Below are 15,384 nucleotides of genomic sequence, written 5' to 3'. Positions count from 1 at the left end.
GGCGTGACGGACATCTGGGCAACGTGCCCGGCGAACTGGCCGCCCCGCGCCGCGGACACGTTCCACCGGCGGGCCGCCGAGCGCGTCACCGACACGGCCGTGGCGCGGGTCGACGGGCGGGTTGCCGGCTTCGTGATGGTCGCCGGCGACGAGGTGGAACAGGTCTGTGTGGCCGCCGGCCACCGGGAAACAGCGTCCCCGGCACCCTGCCGGCCGGCGCCGGGCGCGCCGAGGAAGCCGTCGCCGTCCTCGAACAGCAAGGCGGCTCCCGGAGAGTTCTGGCCGGGCACCTCATTGAACTCGGCCGGATCAGCGACGCGGTGCCGGTTCAACAGCCGGCGAGCGACTTCCCGTTGTTCTGAGAGGCTCGGCTCTTCGGCAATCGCGAACGGCAACCGAAGGGACGAGACGGCACCGGTCGGCAGATTGGCTGGAACGCGACAGCGTATCTCTCCAGCGAGATTGCCCGTCCCCTACGATGCGGTGGAGCGTGGTTCCACCGGACCGTTACGGAGGGGAACCCATGAACGTTACTGAGAAACTCGCCCGCCAGCTGCTGGACGCGTTGTCCGCCGGCGACGTCGAACGCGCCGGCCCGTTGGTCGCCGAGGACTTCGTCGACCACGGCGCGCCGCCGTGGGCGCCGCAGGGCCGCGCCGGCTACCTGCGGATCCTCGGCTTCCTCAGCGAGGTGCTGCGGTTGCGGTACGAGGTGCACGACGTGGTCGCGGCCGGCGACAAGGTCGCCGTCCGGGCCACCGCCCACGGATTCCACAACAGCGATCATCTCGGCTTCCCCGCGACCGGCCGGCCGTACGCGATGCCGACCATGCACCTCTACCGGCAGGCCGGTGGCGTGCTGGTCGAGCATTGGGGCGTGCGCGACGAACTCAGCATGCTGTGGCAGGTCGGGGCCCTCCCGACGCCCGAGCCTGTCGCGATGCGGTGACCAGAGGCGTGGCGGCTGCCCGGCGGTATTCGAGTGAGATCAGGGCCGAGCAGCGCCGCGCCACCCGGCAGCGGATCCTGGACGCCGCCCGGCAGCTGCTGCTGCGCCGGGGCTACGCCGGCGCGACGATCGAGGCGATCGCCGGCCGGGCCGGGGTGAGCGTGCAGACGGTCTACAACGCGGTCGGCGGCAAGGCGGCAATCCTCAAGGCCGTCTACGACACTCTGCTGGCCGGTGACGACGAGCCCATCCCGATCATGCAGCGGCCGACTGTGCGGGCGATGCGGGCGGCGACCGAGCCCCGCCGGTTCCTCGCGCTCTATGCCCGCCTGGGCCGGGACATGTACGAACGGGCGGGCCCGCTGTTGCCGCTGATGTTCGCCGAGGGAGCGGCCGGCGACCCCGAGGTCCGCGCCTTTCTCGACACGATCGAGGAAGAACGCGCCACCGGCACCACCGCCATCGTCGCCCTCCTGCACGAACGATTCGGTCTGCGGGCCGGCCTGACCCCCGGCGAGGCGGCCGATCTCCTGTGGACGCTGACCTCGCCGGACGTTCCCCTTCGACTGGTTCATCAGCGGGGGTGGAGTCTCGACCGGTACGAGGCCTGGCTGACCGACACGGTGGCCCACGCGCTGCTACCCCCGGGCTGAGCCCGCAGATCAAGGGCCTGCGGTGCGGGCGTCGAAGCGCCGGCGGTACTCCGACGGTGAGGTGGCGAAGGCCGCCGCGAAGGACTGCCGCAGGGTGACCGTGCTGCCGAAGCCGCAGGCGGCCGCGACCTGGTCGATCGGCAGGTCGGTCGACTCCAGCAGCCGGCGCGCCTCGTCGAGGCGCCGGTGCCGCACCCAGACCGCCGGCGTGACCCCGGTGGCGGCCTGAAATGCCCGGATGAAGGTGCGCCGGCTCAGGTGGGCGACGCCGGCCAGCCGCTCGACCGGCAGGGGTTCCGCCAGGTGCCGCAGCGCCCAGTCGAGCACGGCACCGATCGGATCGTTCACCGTCTGCTCGGGGAGCGGCCGTTCGATGTACTGCGCCTGCCCGCCCTCACGATGTGGGGCCACCACCAGGCTTCGGGCGACCCGGTTGGCGGCAGCGGCGCCGAGCCTCCCGCGCACCAGGTGCAGGCAGGCGTCGAGTGCGGAGGCGGTGCCCGCGGAGGTCAGCACGTCGCCGTGGTCGATGTACAGCACGGAGGCGTCCACGTCGATGTCGCGGTGCCGGGCGGCGAGCATGTCGACGGCCTGCCAGTGCGTCACCGCGGTGCGCCGCGACAGCAGGCCCGCATCGGCGACGGCGACGGCCCCGAGACACAGCCCGGCGATCGTGGCGCCGCGGTCGTGGGCTCTCGTCAGGGTTCGCCGCAGTGCCGGATCGGTGGCGCGACCGTCCTCGAACCAGGACGGCACGACCACCACGTCGGCTTCCTCGGCCGCCGCAGGGCCCAGCACCTCACCGATGGGGTAGCCCTCAGCGGTCCGGATCGACCCGGCCCGGCCGGCGAAGAGCACCGTCCTCCAGTCGCCGAGGCCTTGGCGCGTGACCTCGTCGAAGACGAGCTGCGGCACGGACAGGTGGAACATCGTGACGCCGTCGAAGGCGTAGACAGCGATGCGCACGGCGTCCCCGGAGGTTGGCACGAAACCATCGTAACGCCGCACGTGTGCCAATGGTCCGCGCCGCGTCCCGCCCGCACACTCGAGGTGATGCCGTCCCCGACACCAAGGAGCACACTCGCCATGAACCGCGCCCTCGTCATCGTCGATGTGCAGCAGGAGTACTTCGGTGGCCCGCTGGAGATCCAGTACCCGCCGCACACCGACTCGCTGCCGCGGATCGCGCAGGCGATCGACACGGCCACCGATACGGGCCTCCCCGTCGTCGTGGTGCAGCACACGATGGGCGAGGACGCGCCCGTGTTCAACCCCACCCGGCCCGGCTTCCAACTGCACCCGGAGATCGAGAACCGCCGCACGGACGAGTGGAAGCCGATCGTGAAGCAGTACGGCACCGTGTTCGCCGGCACCGACCTGCTCGCGTGGCTGCGGGACCGCGACATCGACACCATCACCCTCGTCGGCTACATGACCAACAACTGTGTGCTGGCCTCCGCCGCCGAGGCCGAGACCCACGGGCTGGCCGCCGAGGTGCTCTCCGACGCCACCGGCGCGATCAACATCGCCAACGGGGCCGGCTTCGCCGACGCCAAGACGGTGCACACGACGCTGATGGCCCTGTTCAACTCGAACTTCGCGGCCGTCGCCGACACCGTGACCTGGGCCGGCGCTGTCGCCGCGAAGCAGCCGCTGCCCAGGCCCGACCTCGGTGCCTCCGCCGTGACGGGTGCGCAGCGCGCCGGCCAGGCGTGATCTACGGCTGATCCAGCGAGACCTGCTGCCCGTCGCGGGCGACCTGGCCGGCTGCTTCCGGAGCCTTGGCCGGCGTGATGCGCGCCGCCGACACCGCCGCGGCCAACAGTGCCGCGGCGCCCGCCAGGGTGAACGCGGCGCCCGGCCCGGCCGCGTCGACCAGCGCCCCGCCGGCGGCGGCGCCGATCGACGTGCCGACCGCGGTCGCGGTGGCCAGCCAGGCGAACGCCTCGGTGGTGGTGCCGGCCGGGGCGGCGCCGTCGACCATGGCGTACGAACTGGCCAGGATCGGCGCGATCATCGAGCCGGCCACCACCATCGTCACCGCGAACGCGAGCGGGGCGGCCGACGCCGTGATCAGCAGCAGGTGGCCGGCACCGAGCGCGGCCAGCAGCAGGGTGAAGCCGCGGCCGGCCGCCGCGCCGCCGCCGAGCCGGGCCGCCACCACCCCGCCGGCGAGGGAGCCGGCCCCCCAGAGGCCGAGCATGAGCCCGGCCGCCGGACCGGCCGCCGCGGTCACCGCCACCTCGGTGGCGCCGAACAGGACGCCCACCCCGCCGAGCACGGTGATCAGCACGCGCAGCGCCGGCGAGGCCAGGGCGCTGCCGCGGCGGGTCCGGGTGACCGGCCGGGGACGCCAGTTCCGGGAGGCGGGGGAGAGGGCGAACAGGGTGGTGGCGAGGACGAGCACCACGCCGGCCGCGGTGAGCGCGGTGCCCGATCCGGCCAGGGTGCCCACGCCCAGGGCGAGCGGCGGGCCGGAGACCCAGGTCAGTTCGGTGGCTGCCGCGTCCACCGCGTACGCCCGCCGTTGCTGCACCGCGCCCGGCCGCAGCAGCGGGATGAGGGTGCGCAGGCAGGCGCCGACCGGCGGGGTGGCCAGCCCGATCAGCGCCGCCAGCAGCATCAGGACGCCCAGCGGGACGTCGTCCGGGACCGCTGCCATGGTGCTGAGCGCCGCGGCGGCGGTCAGTGCCGAGCCGAGCAGCACGACGGTCTGCCCCCGCCGGTCGACCAGGCGGCCCAGCAGCGGGCCGCCGGCGCCCTGCGCCACGGCGAGCGCGCCCGCGGTGGCTCCGGCGGCGGCGTACGACCCGGTGAGCTGTTCGGCGTGCACCAGGACGCCGAGGCTGAAGGTGGCGAGGGGCAGGCGGGCGAGGACCGACGTGGCGAAGAGCATGCCTTTACGCTGGGCGCTGACTGGTCCGAAAAACAGTTCCAGTCAGATGCGGAGAGAGGGGTCCAGTTGGAGTTCCTGCTCACCGTGTCGCGGGACCGGCCGGGCACCCTGCGGACCCAGATCGAGGGGCAGTTCCGCGCCGCGATCCGGGACGGCAGCCTGCGTGCCGCCACCCCGGTCCCGTCCACCCGTGACCTCGCGGCGCAGCTCGGGATCAACCGCAAAGTGGTCGTCGACGCGTACGCCCAGCTCGCCGCCGAGGGCTATCTGACGCTGCGGCAGGGCGCCCGGCCCCGGGTGGCCGACGGCCCGTTCCGCTTGCCCGCCGGCCGGCCGCGATCCCGGCCGGCGACGACCGCGCCGCCGCCGATCCGTTTCGACTTCCGGCCGGCCCGCCCGGACGTCTCCGCGTTCCCGCGCGAGGCCTGGGCCCGGTGTCTGCACGACGCGGTCATGGGGATCACCGCCGCCGATCTGGGGTACGGCGACCCGTTCGGCGTGGACGCGCTGCGTGAGAGCCTCGCCGGGTACCTGGGCCGGGTCCGCGGCGTGGTCGCCGAGCCGGCGTGCGTGGTCGTGACCAACGGCTACCTGCCGGGCCTGGGGCTGGTCTGCCGGGCCCTGGCCGCCCGCGGCGCCCGGCGGATCGCGCTGGAGGACCCGAGCAGCGGGGAGGAGGACCACATCGCGGCCCGGGCCGGGCTGGAGCCGGTGCGCGTACCCGTTGATGATCGTGGTCTTCGGGTGGATCTGCTGGACGCCGCGGACGTGCAGGCGGTGGTGCTGACCCCGGCCCATCAGCACCCCACCGGCGTGGTGCTCGCGCCGGAGCGCCGTGCCTCGCTGATCGCCTGGCTCCGGCAGCACGACGCGGTGGCGATCGAGGACGACTACGACGCCGAGTACCGCTACGACCGGCCGGCGGTGGGCGCGCTGCAAGGCCTGGACCCCGACCGTGTGGTGTACGCCGGAACGGCCAGCAAGGTCCTCGCGCCGGCCCTGCGCCTCGGCTGGACTGTCGTGCCACCCGCGCTGGCCGCGGGCATCCGGCACGAGCGGATGCTGTCGGACCAGGGCACCGCCCGGATCGAACAGCTGGCGTTCGCCCGCTTCCTGGACCGCGGCGACCTGGACCGGCATCTGCGCCGGATGCGGCTGCGCTACCGCGCCCGCCGGGACGTGATGATCGCGGCGCTGGCCGCCGAGCTGCCCGCCGCCCGGGTGCGCGGCATCGCGGCCGGGCTGCACGTCACCGTCGAGCTGCCCGGTGACGAGGCCGCCATCCGTGCGGCCGCCGAAGCGGCCGGGATCGGGCTCGGTACCCTGGCCGACTACCGGTCCGGCCGGGATCATCCGGCCACCCTGATCCTCGGGTACGCGCAGATGTCCGAGGCCCGGATCCGCGACGGCGTGCACGAGCTCGCCCGCGTGGTCCGGGGCTGACAGGCGCCCGTTACTCGTACCGGTACTTCAGCGCGTCCGCCTCCCGCTGCTCGATGTCGGCGATCGTCAGGCCGGGCATCCGCAGCTGGGCCAGTGTCACCTCGGCGGAGGTGGGCTGGGCGTCGGCCGGCAGCCACTGCTCCGGCTTCCAGACCCCGCCGCGCAGCAGCGCCTTCGGGCAGTGCGGGTAGACCTCCTCGATGCCCACCACCAGCGCGCTGGCCGGCGGCTTGCCCACGGCGGTCAGCTGGGACAGCAGCTCGGGGCGGGTGGAGACGCAGGCCCGGCCGTTCGCCCGGAGCGTCGTGGCGCGTCCCGGGATGACGAACAGCAGCCCGGCCCGCCCGGTGGCGATGACGTTCTGCAGAGTGTCCAGACGCTTGTTGCCGGTCGCGTCCGGGATCGCCACGGTCCGCGCGTCCAGGATCGAGACGAACCCGGCGGGGCCGCCGCGCGGGGTGACGTCACAGTTGCCGCGGTCGTCCACGCTGGCGATCAGGACCAGCGACGCGCACGCGATCAGCCGGCGGGCCTCCTCGGTGAGGTCGGTCATCTGCTTCCGCACGGCCGCCTCGGTGGGATGCTCGTAGACCCGGCGCAGCGCCTCCTGGTCCGGCACAGCGTCGAGACGCAGCGAGTCGAAGGCACTGGCATCAAGTGCTGGTTTCATGCCGCCGACCCTAATCGACGGTACCGGCGGCAGCAGCCCCTCGCGACGCTGAGTGAGCTCGCCCTCGACCGGAGCGTCACGGTCGGGCGCATCCCCCTTCCCTGTCCGCCTCCGAAGCGCCCGGCCGGCGCGGGACCCCGGCTCGCCAGGCCCGTGCCACCAGGGGGCCGCACCGTGGAGTGCATGTGCGCCTGAACCGCGGATCCCTGCTCCGAGCCGCCGTGGCGGCCGTCGCTGTCGCAGGTGTCGCGGCGGTGGCCCCCACCGCGAGCGCCGCCGGGCCCGAACTGGTGCCACTGACCGTCACCAACGACTCGGGGCGCGGCGAGGCCGTGCCGGACCGGCCTCTGGTCTGGGCAGCGCCGGGCGGCCGCGTCGGCCCCCCAACGATCCGGTCGTTCGCGCCGGCTCGTCCTCAGGCAGCGACCCAGAAGATTCGATGGGCGCGGCCGCCGAGCGGGCGGGCTCACCAGGTGAGCGGGATCGGTTCCGCCGGAACGCCGTCAGCGATCAGCGATGCGAGCAGTGTGGCGAGGCCGCGCGGCCCGAACAGGTCGGGGCCGCGATAGCCGGCGATCTCCCGCACCGGCCACCACCGCAGCTCGGCGATGTTCTCCTCGGCGAGCTCCTCGGCGGACATCGTGCCCCGCGGCGGGAACGCCGAGGTCCGTACCAGAAAGTAGTCGTTGATCGCCCCGTCGTGTCCCGGCACATGGCCAGGGGCGATCACCGTCCGGTGCCACACGTGGGGTGGCTCGGCGTCGAGGGCGAGCCCCACTTCCTCGCGCAGTTCCCGGCGAAGCGCTGCCAGAGGCGTCTCGCCCGTCTCGATCCCACCGCCCGGTGGCGCCCACACCGCTGTTCCGGGCGGATCGGCGAGGAGATGCCTGCAGAGCAGGACACGCTCGTCGTCGGTGAGGATGATCGCGCGGACCGAGTGACGCAGATTCAGTGAGGACACATCGAGCATTCTCGGTGAAGAGCGCCGGTCCGCGTGCCTCATCGGTGCCGGCGGCCGCGCCGCCCTGTCGGTGCGGGACCACGCATGATCCTTCGGCCGGGACCATGCGCCAGCGCCGGCTCAGCGCCCTCAGGTGGTGGGGGAATTCCCGCCGGAGGCAAAGATCGCAGGCGAAGCGGTCCCGTCAGGGACACCGGGCACCGTTCACGGCTTGCGAGCGACCGCACAATACTGATCGATCTCCCGCTCCTCCGAATCCGGCCGCCACCGGGTCACCGACACCACTCCAGGGTCGACCAGTTCGAGACCCTCAAGGAGCTGTCCCAGGCGTTCCGGGCTGCGCAGGTGGTACGGCAGGGCCGCGGACTCGTTCCAGATGCGCGCCGCCTCGACGACCTCGGGGGAGATGTCCGTCCCGTCGTAGAGGGCCAGATAGCTGCCGGACGGCACGGCGTCGATGGCCTTGCGCACCATGGCCCGCGCGACGGCGTCGTCCTCGACGTGGCCGAGGACGCCCATGAACAGGACCGCCACCGGCTGGGAGAAGTCGAGCGTGCGGCCGGCCTCGCGCAGCACCAGGTCCATGTCGTGCATGTCGGCGTCGATGTAGTCGGTGGCGCCCGAGGGGTGGCTGGTGAGCAGCGCGCGCGCGTGTGTGAGGACGAGCGGGTCGTTGTCGACGTAGACGATGCGGCTCTCGGGGGCCACGGACTGGGCCACTTCGTGGGTGTTGTTGGCGGTGGGCAGGCCGGTCCCGACGTCGAGGAACTGGCGCACGCCGGCCTCACCGGCCAGGTAGCGCACGGCGCGCACGAGGAAGGCCCGGCTGAGGCGGGCGTTCTCGGCGAGCGCCGGCTGGCCGACGAGGATCTGGTCGCCGACTTCCCGGTCCGCGGCGAAGTTGTCCTTGCCGCCCAGCAGATAGTTCCAGATCCGTGCGGTCTGCGGGACGGAGGTGTCCAGCGTCGGGTGCTGCTGCTCGTCGTTCGGCACGCGTGTTTCCTCCGGCATCCCATGACTCCCGGTCGACTGTGACTCCGGGCATCCGATGATTCGGCGCCAGCATAGACCGATCCACAAAGGACGCGCGTCCCCCGGGAGAGGTCAGGACCGGACGGCGGGCAGGCGGACACTGATCCGGGTGCCCGGTATTTCGCCGGGAATGTACTGAATGCTGCCGTGGTGGCGTTCGATGATCGCCCGGCTGATCGCCAGGCCGAGTCCGGCGCCGGGGATGCGCCGTTCGCGGGTCTCGCTGCAGCGGTGGAGCCTTGTGAGCCAAACACGGGACAGGACTCTGTGAGCGGGTTCCGGGCCGACAGGCGAGGGAGAACCGCGGCGTGGGGGCAGGTGATTCCCGGTGTGCCCGGTCTGCCGTAGCGTGAGCCGCACCATCACGCCCAGCCGTGGAGCCCCGATGTCTGCGACCGTGCTCGACGACACGACCGGCACAGCCGGTCGCGCCTCGTCGGTGCGCCCGTGGCCGCTGTGGCTGGTCCTGGGCGTGGTGATGCTCGCCTACGCGGCGGGCGCGTCGCTGGCCTTCCTCGGCTTCGGGGCGCCGTCGATCGTGGTGCTGTTCCTCCCGGCCGGTGTCACCCTGTCGGCTCTGGTGCTGAACCCGCGCCGGCGGTGGCCGTGGATCCTGGCGGCGGTGGCGGTCACCGAGATCGTGGTGGACGTGTCCAACGGCTTGTCGCCGCGGTGGGTGTGGGGCTTCGCGCTGGCCAACACGGCGGAGCCCCTGGTCGGGGCCCTGCTGCTGCGCCGGTACGTGACCGGCGACGTCAACCTGCTGCAGCGCCGGACCCTGGTGACGTTCCTGGGCTGTTGTGTCGGCGCCGCCCCGGTGGTCGGCGCCCTGATCGGCGCCACGACGCTCGCGGCCGGGCCCGGCCACTCGTGGCCCCAGTCGTTCCTGTCGTTCTGGGCGGGCGACGCCACGGGTGTGCTGACCGTGGCCGGGTGCGTGCTGACCTGGTATTACAGCCGCGGGCAACGGCCACGCTGGGACCGCTGGGTGCTGGGCGCCGGGGCGGCGGCGGCCGCGACGGTGATCGGGTTCTGGCCGCACGACGTGCCGCTGTTCTATCTGCCGATCCCGGTGCTGTTCCTGCTGGCGTTCAGCCAGCCGCTGATGGTCACGCTGAGCGCCGGGATGGCGACCACGGTGGCGGCGAACCTGATGACCGCCACCGGCCACGGCCCGTGGGCGGCGCTGGACTCCTCCGACCAGGTGAAGACGCTGACCCTGCAGGTGTTCCTGGCCACCACGATTCTGGGCGCCTGGTTCCTCGCGGTCGGCGCGGCCGAACGGGACCGTGCCCGGCGGGACACCTCGATCGAGCGGGCCGCCCGGTTGCGGCTGCACGCGCTGCAGGTGCTGACGACGGATCTGGCGAAGGCCGGCACCTCGGACGCGATCGCCGAGGCCATCGTGCGGGAGGGCATCGGCCTGCTCGCCGATCACGGCAGTGTCGGGATCATCGGTCCCGACGACGACACGATCGTCATGTGGGCCACGCCGCGGCCCGCCGACCTGGCCGAGCGTTATCAGCGGATGCGGCTGGACGACGCCACCCCGCACACCGACGCGATCCGCACCGGGCGGCCGGTGGTCCATCAGAGCTGGGACGACGTCGCGGCGGCCTACCCGCACCTGGCGCAGGCGTACCGGGCGCTCGACATCCACAGCAGTGTCTGCGTCCCGGTCCGTGCGGAGGACGGGACCCCGCTGGGCTCGTTGTCGTTCAGCTTCCATCGGGAGCACGGCGTGGACGCCGACGTCCTGGCCTTCGCCGGTGCGCTGGCCAGTCTCACCGGGCAGGCCCTGCGCCGGGCGCAGCACTACGAGCGGGAGCTGGACGCCGCCCAGCAGCTGCAGCGGGCGCTGTTGCCGGTGCTGTCCGACGGCCTGCCGGGAATCCGGGTCGGCGCCGTCTATCGCCCGGCCGACGTGGCCCATCAGGTCGGCGGCGACTGGTACGACGTGTTCCCGCTGCCGGGCGGCCGGGTCGGGCTGGCCGTCGGCGACGTGGTGGGGCATCACCTGGCCGCGGCCGCCGCGATGGCGCGGCTGCAGTCAGCGGTGCGGATCGTCGCACAGACCGGGGCCGGACCCGCCGAGGTGCTCGAGGATCTGGACCGGGCCAGCATGCTCATCGCCGACGCGGCGATGACCACCGTCGGGTTCGCCGACTACGATCCCGCTTCCCGGCTGCTGCGCTACGCGTGCGCGGGGCACATGCCGCCGCTGCTGGTCACCGACGCCGGTGCGGAGTTCCTGTGGGAGGGCCGGTCGTTGCCGCTCGGGGTCGGCCGGGCCGGCCGCCGGCAGAGCACCCGGGTCATGCCCGAGTCGGCCGTCCTGGTCTGGTACACCGACGGCCTCATCGAGCGTCACGGTGAGCACGTCGCGGACCGCCTGCGGCGGCTCGCCGACGCGGCGGCGACCTCGGGCCTGCCGGACGCCGAGGCGTTGTGCGACCACCTCTTGCGGCACATGGCCGGTGATGAGCCGCTCGACGACGACACCGTGGTCCTGTGCGTCCGGTTCACGCAGGCGCACGTCGCGGAGGCGGCTGCCGCCACCCCGTCCGACCAGCCCGGCCGCGCGGTTGACAGCAACGCCGCACGCCCATGATGCTGACGACGATTCACTGGCGTTCTCATCTCACTCCCGGGAAGGGAGCCGCGCGGCCCGTCATGTCGGATTTCCAGGTACGGACCACCGCGGATCAGGAGAAGATCATCCTGTCCGTGGCCGGCGATTGCGACCTGCGCAGTCGCGACGAGATGACGGCAACTCTGCGGGCCGCGGTGGAGGCCGTCCCGCTGGTCGTCGTCGATCTCGCGGACGTGCGGTTCCTGGATTCCAGCGGGCTGCACGCGCTGGTGTCCGCGCACCAGGCCGCGCGCGGCCGGGCCGGCGCCCTGCACGTGGTCAACGCCACCGGCACCGTCGCGACGATCCTGGAGATCACCGGCGTCATCGAGCTGCTGCGGCCACCCACCGGAACAGACGGTTCACGTACCCCCGCACCAGAAGCCTCATGATGAGCGAACCGCATCCCGCACTGCGCCGCGGCGACACCTTCGCCTACAGTGCTGTCGCCGATCTGCCGACTGTCCGCGCGTTCGTGCACCTGCGCGCCCTGCGGCTGGGACTGGATCCGGAACGGGCCGGCTGTCTCACCCTGTGTGTCAGCGAGCTGGTCACCAACACCCTGCAGCACACCGCCGGCGGTGGCGAGGTGCGGATCTGGGCGGATGACGGCCGGTTGTTCTGCGACGTCGTCGACAGCGGGCCGATGCGTGCCTTCGGCCGCGCCATGCCGGCCCGGGACGCGGTGGGCGGGCGCGGACTCCCGATCGTCGAGCGCCTGTGTGACGAGGTGACCGCCATGGCCGGCGAGGCCGGCACCATCGTGCGGATGGCCTTCGTGATCGGGTCGCGCCGGGAAGAAGCCTCCTGAGCGCCGACCGGGTCCCGGCAACCGCACATCAGCGAACACCGATTGACATCCTTCGATTGAATCGCAACACTGTCTGACAACCCACCAGCTGGGAGCGTTCCCATAGTGGTTGGGCGGTGTGCGCCGATCGCGGAGGGGATGGTCATGCGAGGGCATGCTGTGCAGGGCCTTCTCGGCAGGCCGGCCATCAGGCCCGCGCAGCCTCTGGTGATCAGGCTGTACGAGGCCGCTGACGAGGTGCTCTGGGCGGCGAAGCTGAACCTGCTCTGGTGGCTGTTCACGGTTGCCGGTCTCGGTCTGCTGGGCATCGGCCCGGCCACCTTCGCCGCGTACGATCTGGCCCGCAGGCACGCCATGGATGAAACGTTTCGAATGTGGCCCGCGTTCGTCGTCTCCTGCCGGCGGAACTTCCTCCGGGGCACCGCGCTCGTTCTGCCGCCCGTCGGGGCAAGCGCTTTCCTGGTGACGAACTATGTGTGGTTCGCCGCGATGGGCGATGCCGCCAGGGTGCCTGCGCTGGTCACCCTCGCCGCCCTGGCGGCCACCGCGGTGGTGACGGCCTATCTGCTGCCGATGGCGGTGCACTACGACGTGCGTACCGCCGCTTGCTTTTCCAAGGCCTCGTTGTTCGCCCTCACCCGGCCGGCGGCGTCCGTCCTGCTGGTGTTCGTGATGACCGCGGCCGCGTACGCCTGCGTGGCGTTCCCGTTCCTTCTGCCGGCCGTCGCGGCCGGCGGCTGGATCCAGCTGAACACCTGGCTTTGCCTGCGCCTGTTCGCCGAGAACGAGGCGCGTCTACGAGCGGAACGGAACCGATGACGACGAACACCGCACGCCGCCGGCTGCTGGCCGGCGCGCTCTCGCTCACCGCGGCCCTCGCCCTCACCGCCTGCGGTGACGACGACACGACGGCCTCACTCGACACGATCACCGTGATGGCGCCGTTGTTCGGCACCGCCCCCGATCCGAACGGTGAGATCCACAAGGCCGTCGAGACGCTGATCGGCAAGAAGCTCGCCGTCACATGGGTGCCGAACGCCGACTACCCCGACAAGGTCAACGTGACGCTCGGGTCCAACGACATCCCGGACGTCATGGTCGTCAACGAGAAGGCGCCGGCCTTCGTGCGGACCGCCGAGGCCGGCGCCTTCTGGGATCTGACCGGCAAGCTCGACAGATATCCGCATCTGCGGCCGGCCGATCCGCAGACCGCCCGCAACGTCGAGGTCAACGGCAAGACCCTGAGCATCTACCGGGTACGTCCACTGCTGCGCTCCGCCGTCTCGATCCGCAAGGACTGGCTGGCGAAGGTGGGCCTGCCCGAGCCGGAGTCGGTGCCCGACCTCTACCGGGTCGCCAAGGCGTTCACCGAGCAGGACCCGGACGGCAACGGCAAGAAGGACACGTACGGCCTGATCATTCCGAAGTGGACCGCCGCCTACGCGAGCTCCAGCCCGTACGACGTGTTCGAGACGTGGTTCGGCGCGCCCAACGGCTGGGGCGACCGCGGCGGCAAGCTGGTGCCCGGGTTCGACACCGAGGAGTTCCGCACGGCCAACCGTGAGCTGAAGAAGTGGATCGACGAGGGCCTGGTCAATCCCGACTTCGCGACGCTGGACACGGCCAACTGGATGGATCCGTTCGTCCAGGGCAAGGGCGGCATCATCATCGACGTCAACCTGCGCTCCACCCAGCTGTTCGACCTGTTCAAGGAGAAGGACCCGAAGGACGCCGACAAGGTGACGATCGTCGGCAACCTGAAGCGGGCCGACGGCCGGAAGTTCTCCGCGCCGTTCACCGGGTACCGCGACTCGCTGGCGATCTCGAAGCAGCGCATCCGCACCGAGGAACAGCTGGACCAGCTGCTCCAGGTGCTGGACAAGCTCCAGTCCCCGGAGGGCACGGCGCTGCTGACCAACGGCATCGCCGGACGCAACTACGAACTGCAGGGTGAGTACGCGGTCCCGGTCAACCAGGACGACCCGGCCGTGAAGATGGTCCAGAACGACGTGCAGAACGCCTTCGTGCAGCTGGGCACCCGGCGCAGTCTCGGGGTGGAGACGTATCCGTGGAAGCCGGCCGAGGAGCCGAAGCGCCGGCTGCTCGAGCGCTTCACCCCGCTGATGGAGGAGGACCTGCGGACCGCGGTGCACAACCCGGCGCAGGGGATGCTCGCCCCGACCCAGGTCGCGAAGGGCGCCACGCTCGATCCGATCATCCCGGACGCCCGCGTCAAGTACCTGTCCGGCACGATCACCGAGGACCAGCTGCGGGCCGAGATCCAGCGATGGTACGACGGCGGCGGCACCGCGATCGTGCAAGAGATCAACGAACTGGCCAAGTAGCGCGCCCGATGGCCACTGATCTCGCTCCCGGCAAGGCTCCGGAGACGCCCCGAACCGGTCCGCCGGTACGGCCCGCCGCCCGCGCGGCCCGGTTCTGGCGTCACCGGTGGCTCTATCTGATGCTGCTGCCGGGCCTGGCGTACTTCCTGATCTTCAAATACCTGCCGATGTACGGCCTGACCATCGCGTTCCAGGACTACCTGCCCTTCCTCGGGTACGCGGACAGCCCCTGGGTGGGCCTCAAGCACTTCGAGGCGCTGTTCACCGGCCCCGACTTCGCCCGGCTGATGATCAACACGGGGGTTCTGGCGCTGCTCGTGCTGGTCTTCGTCTTCCCGGCGCCGATCGTGGTGGCGTTGCTGCTCAACGAACTCCGGAACAGCATCGTCAAACGAGCGGTGCAGTCGATGATCTACATCCCGTACTTCCTGTCCTGGACGATCGTGGCCTCGCTGACCTATCTGCTGCTCTCCGTCGACTACGGGGTGCTGGCCGACGTGATCCATCAGGTGGTGGGCGGCCGCAAGCTCGACTACGTCGCGCAGGAGGCCTGGTTCCGGCCGATCATCGTGATCCAGCAGCTGTGGAAGCTGACCGGCTGGGGCACGATCATCTACCTGGCCGCGCTGGCGACCGTGGACACCCAGCTGTACGAGGCGGCACGGGTGGACGGCGCCGGGCGGTGGCGCCAGTTCTGGCACATCACGCTGCCGGCGATCCGCCCGGCGATCGTCGTCATGGCCATCCTCGCCTCGGGCAACCTGATGGACACCGGCTTCGAGCAGATCTGGCTGATGACGACGTCGCTGAACCGCTCGGTGGCGGAGGTCTTCGACACCTACGTGTACCTCGTTGGCATCACCCAGGGCAGCTTCAGTTATTCCACCGCGGTGGGCCTGTTCAAGGGCCTGATCGGCGTGGTCCTGATCTTCGGCTCGAACTGGCTGGCCAAGCGCCTCGGCGAACGCGGACTGTACTGAGGAGGCCCAGCG

The 15,384-nt window shown here is 71.7% G+C and carries 16 protein-coding genes; 10 read left to right on the top strand and 6 right to left on the bottom strand.

All coding sequences use genetic code 11. From position 1 onward, the window contains the following. The first annotated feature begins 523 nt into the window (after nucleotides 1-523). Together AC0NH5_RS09210 and AC0NH5_RS09205 are read left to right on the top strand one after the other, a co-directional pair. On the top strand, nucleotides 524-949 hold the full coding sequence (locus AC0NH5_RS09210; protein WP_474401909.1) for an ester cyclase: 426 nt from the start codon (nucleotides 524-526) through the stop codon (nucleotides 947-949). After that, on the top strand, nucleotides 946-1,602 hold the full coding sequence (locus AC0NH5_RS09205) for a TetR/AcrR family transcriptional regulator (RefSeq protein ID WP_474401907.1): 657 nt from the start codon (nucleotides 946-948) through the stop codon (nucleotides 1,600-1,602). The genes AC0NH5_RS09210 and AC0NH5_RS09205 overlap by 4 nt, the downstream gene beginning before the upstream one ends. Nucleotides 1,603-1,611: 9 nt before the next feature. Here the strand turns inward: AC0NH5_RS09205 and AC0NH5_RS09200 are convergent, their stop codons facing one another. Then, entirely contained in the window at nucleotides 1,612-2,589 is a 978-nt protein-coding gene (locus AC0NH5_RS09200; RefSeq protein WP_474401905.1) for a GlxA family transcriptional regulator, read from the bottom strand. Nucleotides 2,590-2,688: 99 nt separating this feature from the next. On the opposite strand from AC0NH5_RS09200, the gene AC0NH5_RS09195 reads away from it, so the two are divergent. Continuing rightward, nucleotides 2,689-3,318, top strand: a complete 630-nt coding sequence (locus AC0NH5_RS09195) for an isochorismatase family protein (protein ID WP_474401902.1) — start codon at nucleotides 2,689-2,691, stop codon at nucleotides 3,316-3,318. A 1-nt stretch (nucleotide 3,319) separates the two neighbouring features. On the opposite strand, the gene AC0NH5_RS09190 is transcribed toward AC0NH5_RS09195, so the two are convergent. Next, the gene (locus AC0NH5_RS09190; protein ID WP_474401900.1) at nucleotides 3,320-4,498 is read right to left on the bottom strand and encodes an MFS transporter; all 1,179 of its coding nucleotides are present in this window, start codon (nucleotides 4,496-4,498) and stop codon (nucleotides 3,320-3,322) included. 66 nt (nucleotides 4,499-4,564) lie between these two features. Between AC0NH5_RS09190 and pdxR the strand changes: the two genes are divergently transcribed. Beyond that, nucleotides 4,565-5,941 (top strand): MocR-like pyridoxine biosynthesis transcription factor PdxR, encoded by a 1,377-nt coding sequence (pdxR, locus tag AC0NH5_RS09185; protein ID WP_474401897.1) that lies wholly within the window; start codon nucleotides 4,565-4,567, stop codon nucleotides 5,939-5,941. 10 nt (nucleotides 5,942-5,951) lie between these two features. Here pdxR and AC0NH5_RS09180 read toward each other — a convergent pair whose 3' ends face one another. The 4 genes from AC0NH5_RS09180 to AC0NH5_RS09165 form a co-directional block, all read right to left on the bottom strand. Then, complete coding sequence (locus tag AC0NH5_RS09180) at nucleotides 5,952-6,611, bottom strand: MSMEG_1061 family FMN-dependent PPOX-type flavoprotein (protein ID WP_474401894.1); 660 nt, start codon at nucleotides 6,609-6,611, stop codon at nucleotides 5,952-5,954. A 466-nt stretch (nucleotides 6,612-7,077) separates the two neighbouring features. Next, nucleotides 7,078-7,572, bottom strand: a complete 495-nt coding sequence (locus tag AC0NH5_RS09175; protein ID WP_474401891.1) for an NUDIX hydrolase — start codon at nucleotides 7,570-7,572, stop codon at nucleotides 7,078-7,080. Between the two features lie 204 nt (nucleotides 7,573-7,776). Continuing rightward, nucleotides 7,777-8,583: an SAM-dependent methyltransferase gene (locus AC0NH5_RS09170; RefSeq protein WP_474401890.1), complete on the bottom strand. Its 807-nt coding sequence runs from the start codon at nucleotides 8,581-8,583 to the stop codon at nucleotides 7,777-7,779. Nucleotides 8,584-8,676: 93 nt separating this feature from the next. Beyond that, on the bottom strand, nucleotides 8,677-8,967 hold the full coding sequence (locus tag AC0NH5_RS09165; RefSeq protein WP_474401887.1) for an ATP-binding protein: 291 nt from the start codon (nucleotides 8,965-8,967) through the stop codon (nucleotides 8,677-8,679). Between the two features lie 22 nt (nucleotides 8,968-8,989). Between AC0NH5_RS09165 and AC0NH5_RS09160 the strand changes: the two genes are divergently transcribed. The 6 genes from AC0NH5_RS09160 (at nucleotide 8,990) to AC0NH5_RS09135 (ending at nucleotide 15,372) form a co-directional block, all read left to right on the top strand. Further along, nucleotides 8,990-11,215, top strand: a complete 2,226-nt coding sequence (locus AC0NH5_RS09160) for a SpoIIE family protein phosphatase (protein WP_474401885.1) — start codon at nucleotides 8,990-8,992, stop codon at nucleotides 11,213-11,215. 62 nt (nucleotides 11,216-11,277) lie between these two features. Further along, nucleotides 11,278-11,628 (top strand): STAS domain-containing protein, encoded by a 351-nt coding sequence (locus AC0NH5_RS09155; protein WP_474401883.1) that lies wholly within the window; start codon nucleotides 11,278-11,280, stop codon nucleotides 11,626-11,628. Next, nucleotides 11,628-12,047, top strand: coding sequence for an ATP-binding protein (locus tag AC0NH5_RS09150; RefSeq protein ID WP_474401881.1), 420 nt, complete (start codon nucleotides 11,628-11,630; stop codon nucleotides 12,045-12,047). The genes AC0NH5_RS09155 and AC0NH5_RS09150 overlap by 1 nt, the downstream gene beginning before the upstream one ends. A 144-nt stretch (nucleotides 12,048-12,191) precedes the next feature. Further along, nucleotides 12,192-12,866 (top strand): YesL family protein, encoded by a 675-nt coding sequence (locus tag AC0NH5_RS09145; RefSeq protein ID WP_474401878.1) that lies wholly within the window; start codon nucleotides 12,192-12,194, stop codon nucleotides 12,864-12,866. Beyond that, nucleotides 12,863-14,392 (top strand): type 2 periplasmic-binding domain-containing protein, encoded by a 1,530-nt coding sequence (locus AC0NH5_RS09140; RefSeq protein ID WP_474401876.1) that lies wholly within the window; start codon nucleotides 12,863-12,865, stop codon nucleotides 14,390-14,392. Before AC0NH5_RS09145 ends, AC0NH5_RS09140 begins: the two co-directional genes overlap by 4 nt. A gap of 8 nt (nucleotides 14,393-14,400) precedes the next feature. After that, entirely contained in the window at nucleotides 14,401-15,372 is a 972-nt protein-coding gene (locus tag AC0NH5_RS09135) for an ABC transporter permease (RefSeq protein WP_474401874.1), read from the top strand. Nucleotides 15,373-15,384 lie beyond the last annotated feature (12 nt).

The organism is Actinoplanes sp. 13 (assembly GCF_056134165.1).
This window is presented reverse-complemented; position numbering and strand designations above follow the sequence as displayed.

Bases quoted from the DNA above. Each gene is read 5' to 3' on its own strand.
- AC0NH5_RS09140 (WP_474401876.1), top strand. From the start codon at position 12,863: ATGACGACGAACACCGCACGCCGCCGGCTGCTGGCCGGCGCGCTCTCG.
- AC0NH5_RS09150 (WP_474401881.1), top strand. From the start codon at position 11,628: ATGAGCGAACCGCATCCCGCACTGCGCCGCGGCGACACCTTCGCCTAC.
- AC0NH5_RS09170 (WP_474401890.1), bottom strand. From the start codon at position 8,583: ATGCCGGAGGAAACACGCGTGCCGAACGACGAGCAGCAGCACCCGACG.
- AC0NH5_RS09160 (WP_474401885.1), top strand. From the start codon at position 8,990: ATGTCTGCGACCGTGCTCGACGACACGACCGGCACAGCCGGTCGCGCC.
- AC0NH5_RS09165 (WP_474401887.1), bottom strand. From the start codon at position 8,967: ATGGTGCGGCTCACGCTACGGCAGACCGGGCACACCGGGAATCACCTG.
- AC0NH5_RS09210 (WP_474401909.1), top strand. From the start codon at position 524: ATGAACGTTACTGAGAAACTCGCCCGCCAGCTGCTGGACGCGTTGTCC.
- AC0NH5_RS09180 (WP_474401894.1), bottom strand. From the start codon at position 6,611: ATGAAACCAGCACTTGATGCCAGTGCCTTCGACTCGCTGCGTCTCGAC.
- AC0NH5_RS09195 (WP_474401902.1), top strand. From the start codon at position 2,689: ATGAACCGCGCCCTCGTCATCGTCGATGTGCAGCAGGAGTACTTCGGT.
- AC0NH5_RS09190 (WP_474401900.1), bottom strand. From the start codon at position 4,498: ATGCTCTTCGCCACGTCGGTCCTCGCCCGCCTGCCCCTCGCCACCTTC.
- AC0NH5_RS09155 (WP_474401883.1), top strand. From the start codon at position 11,278: ATGTCGGATTTCCAGGTACGGACCACCGCGGATCAGGAGAAGATCATC.
- AC0NH5_RS09135 (WP_474401874.1), top strand. From the start codon at position 14,401: ATGGCCACTGATCTCGCTCCCGGCAAGGCTCCGGAGACGCCCCGAACC.
- AC0NH5_RS09145 (WP_474401878.1), top strand. From the start codon at position 12,192: ATGCGAGGGCATGCTGTGCAGGGCCTTCTCGGCAGGCCGGCCATCAGG.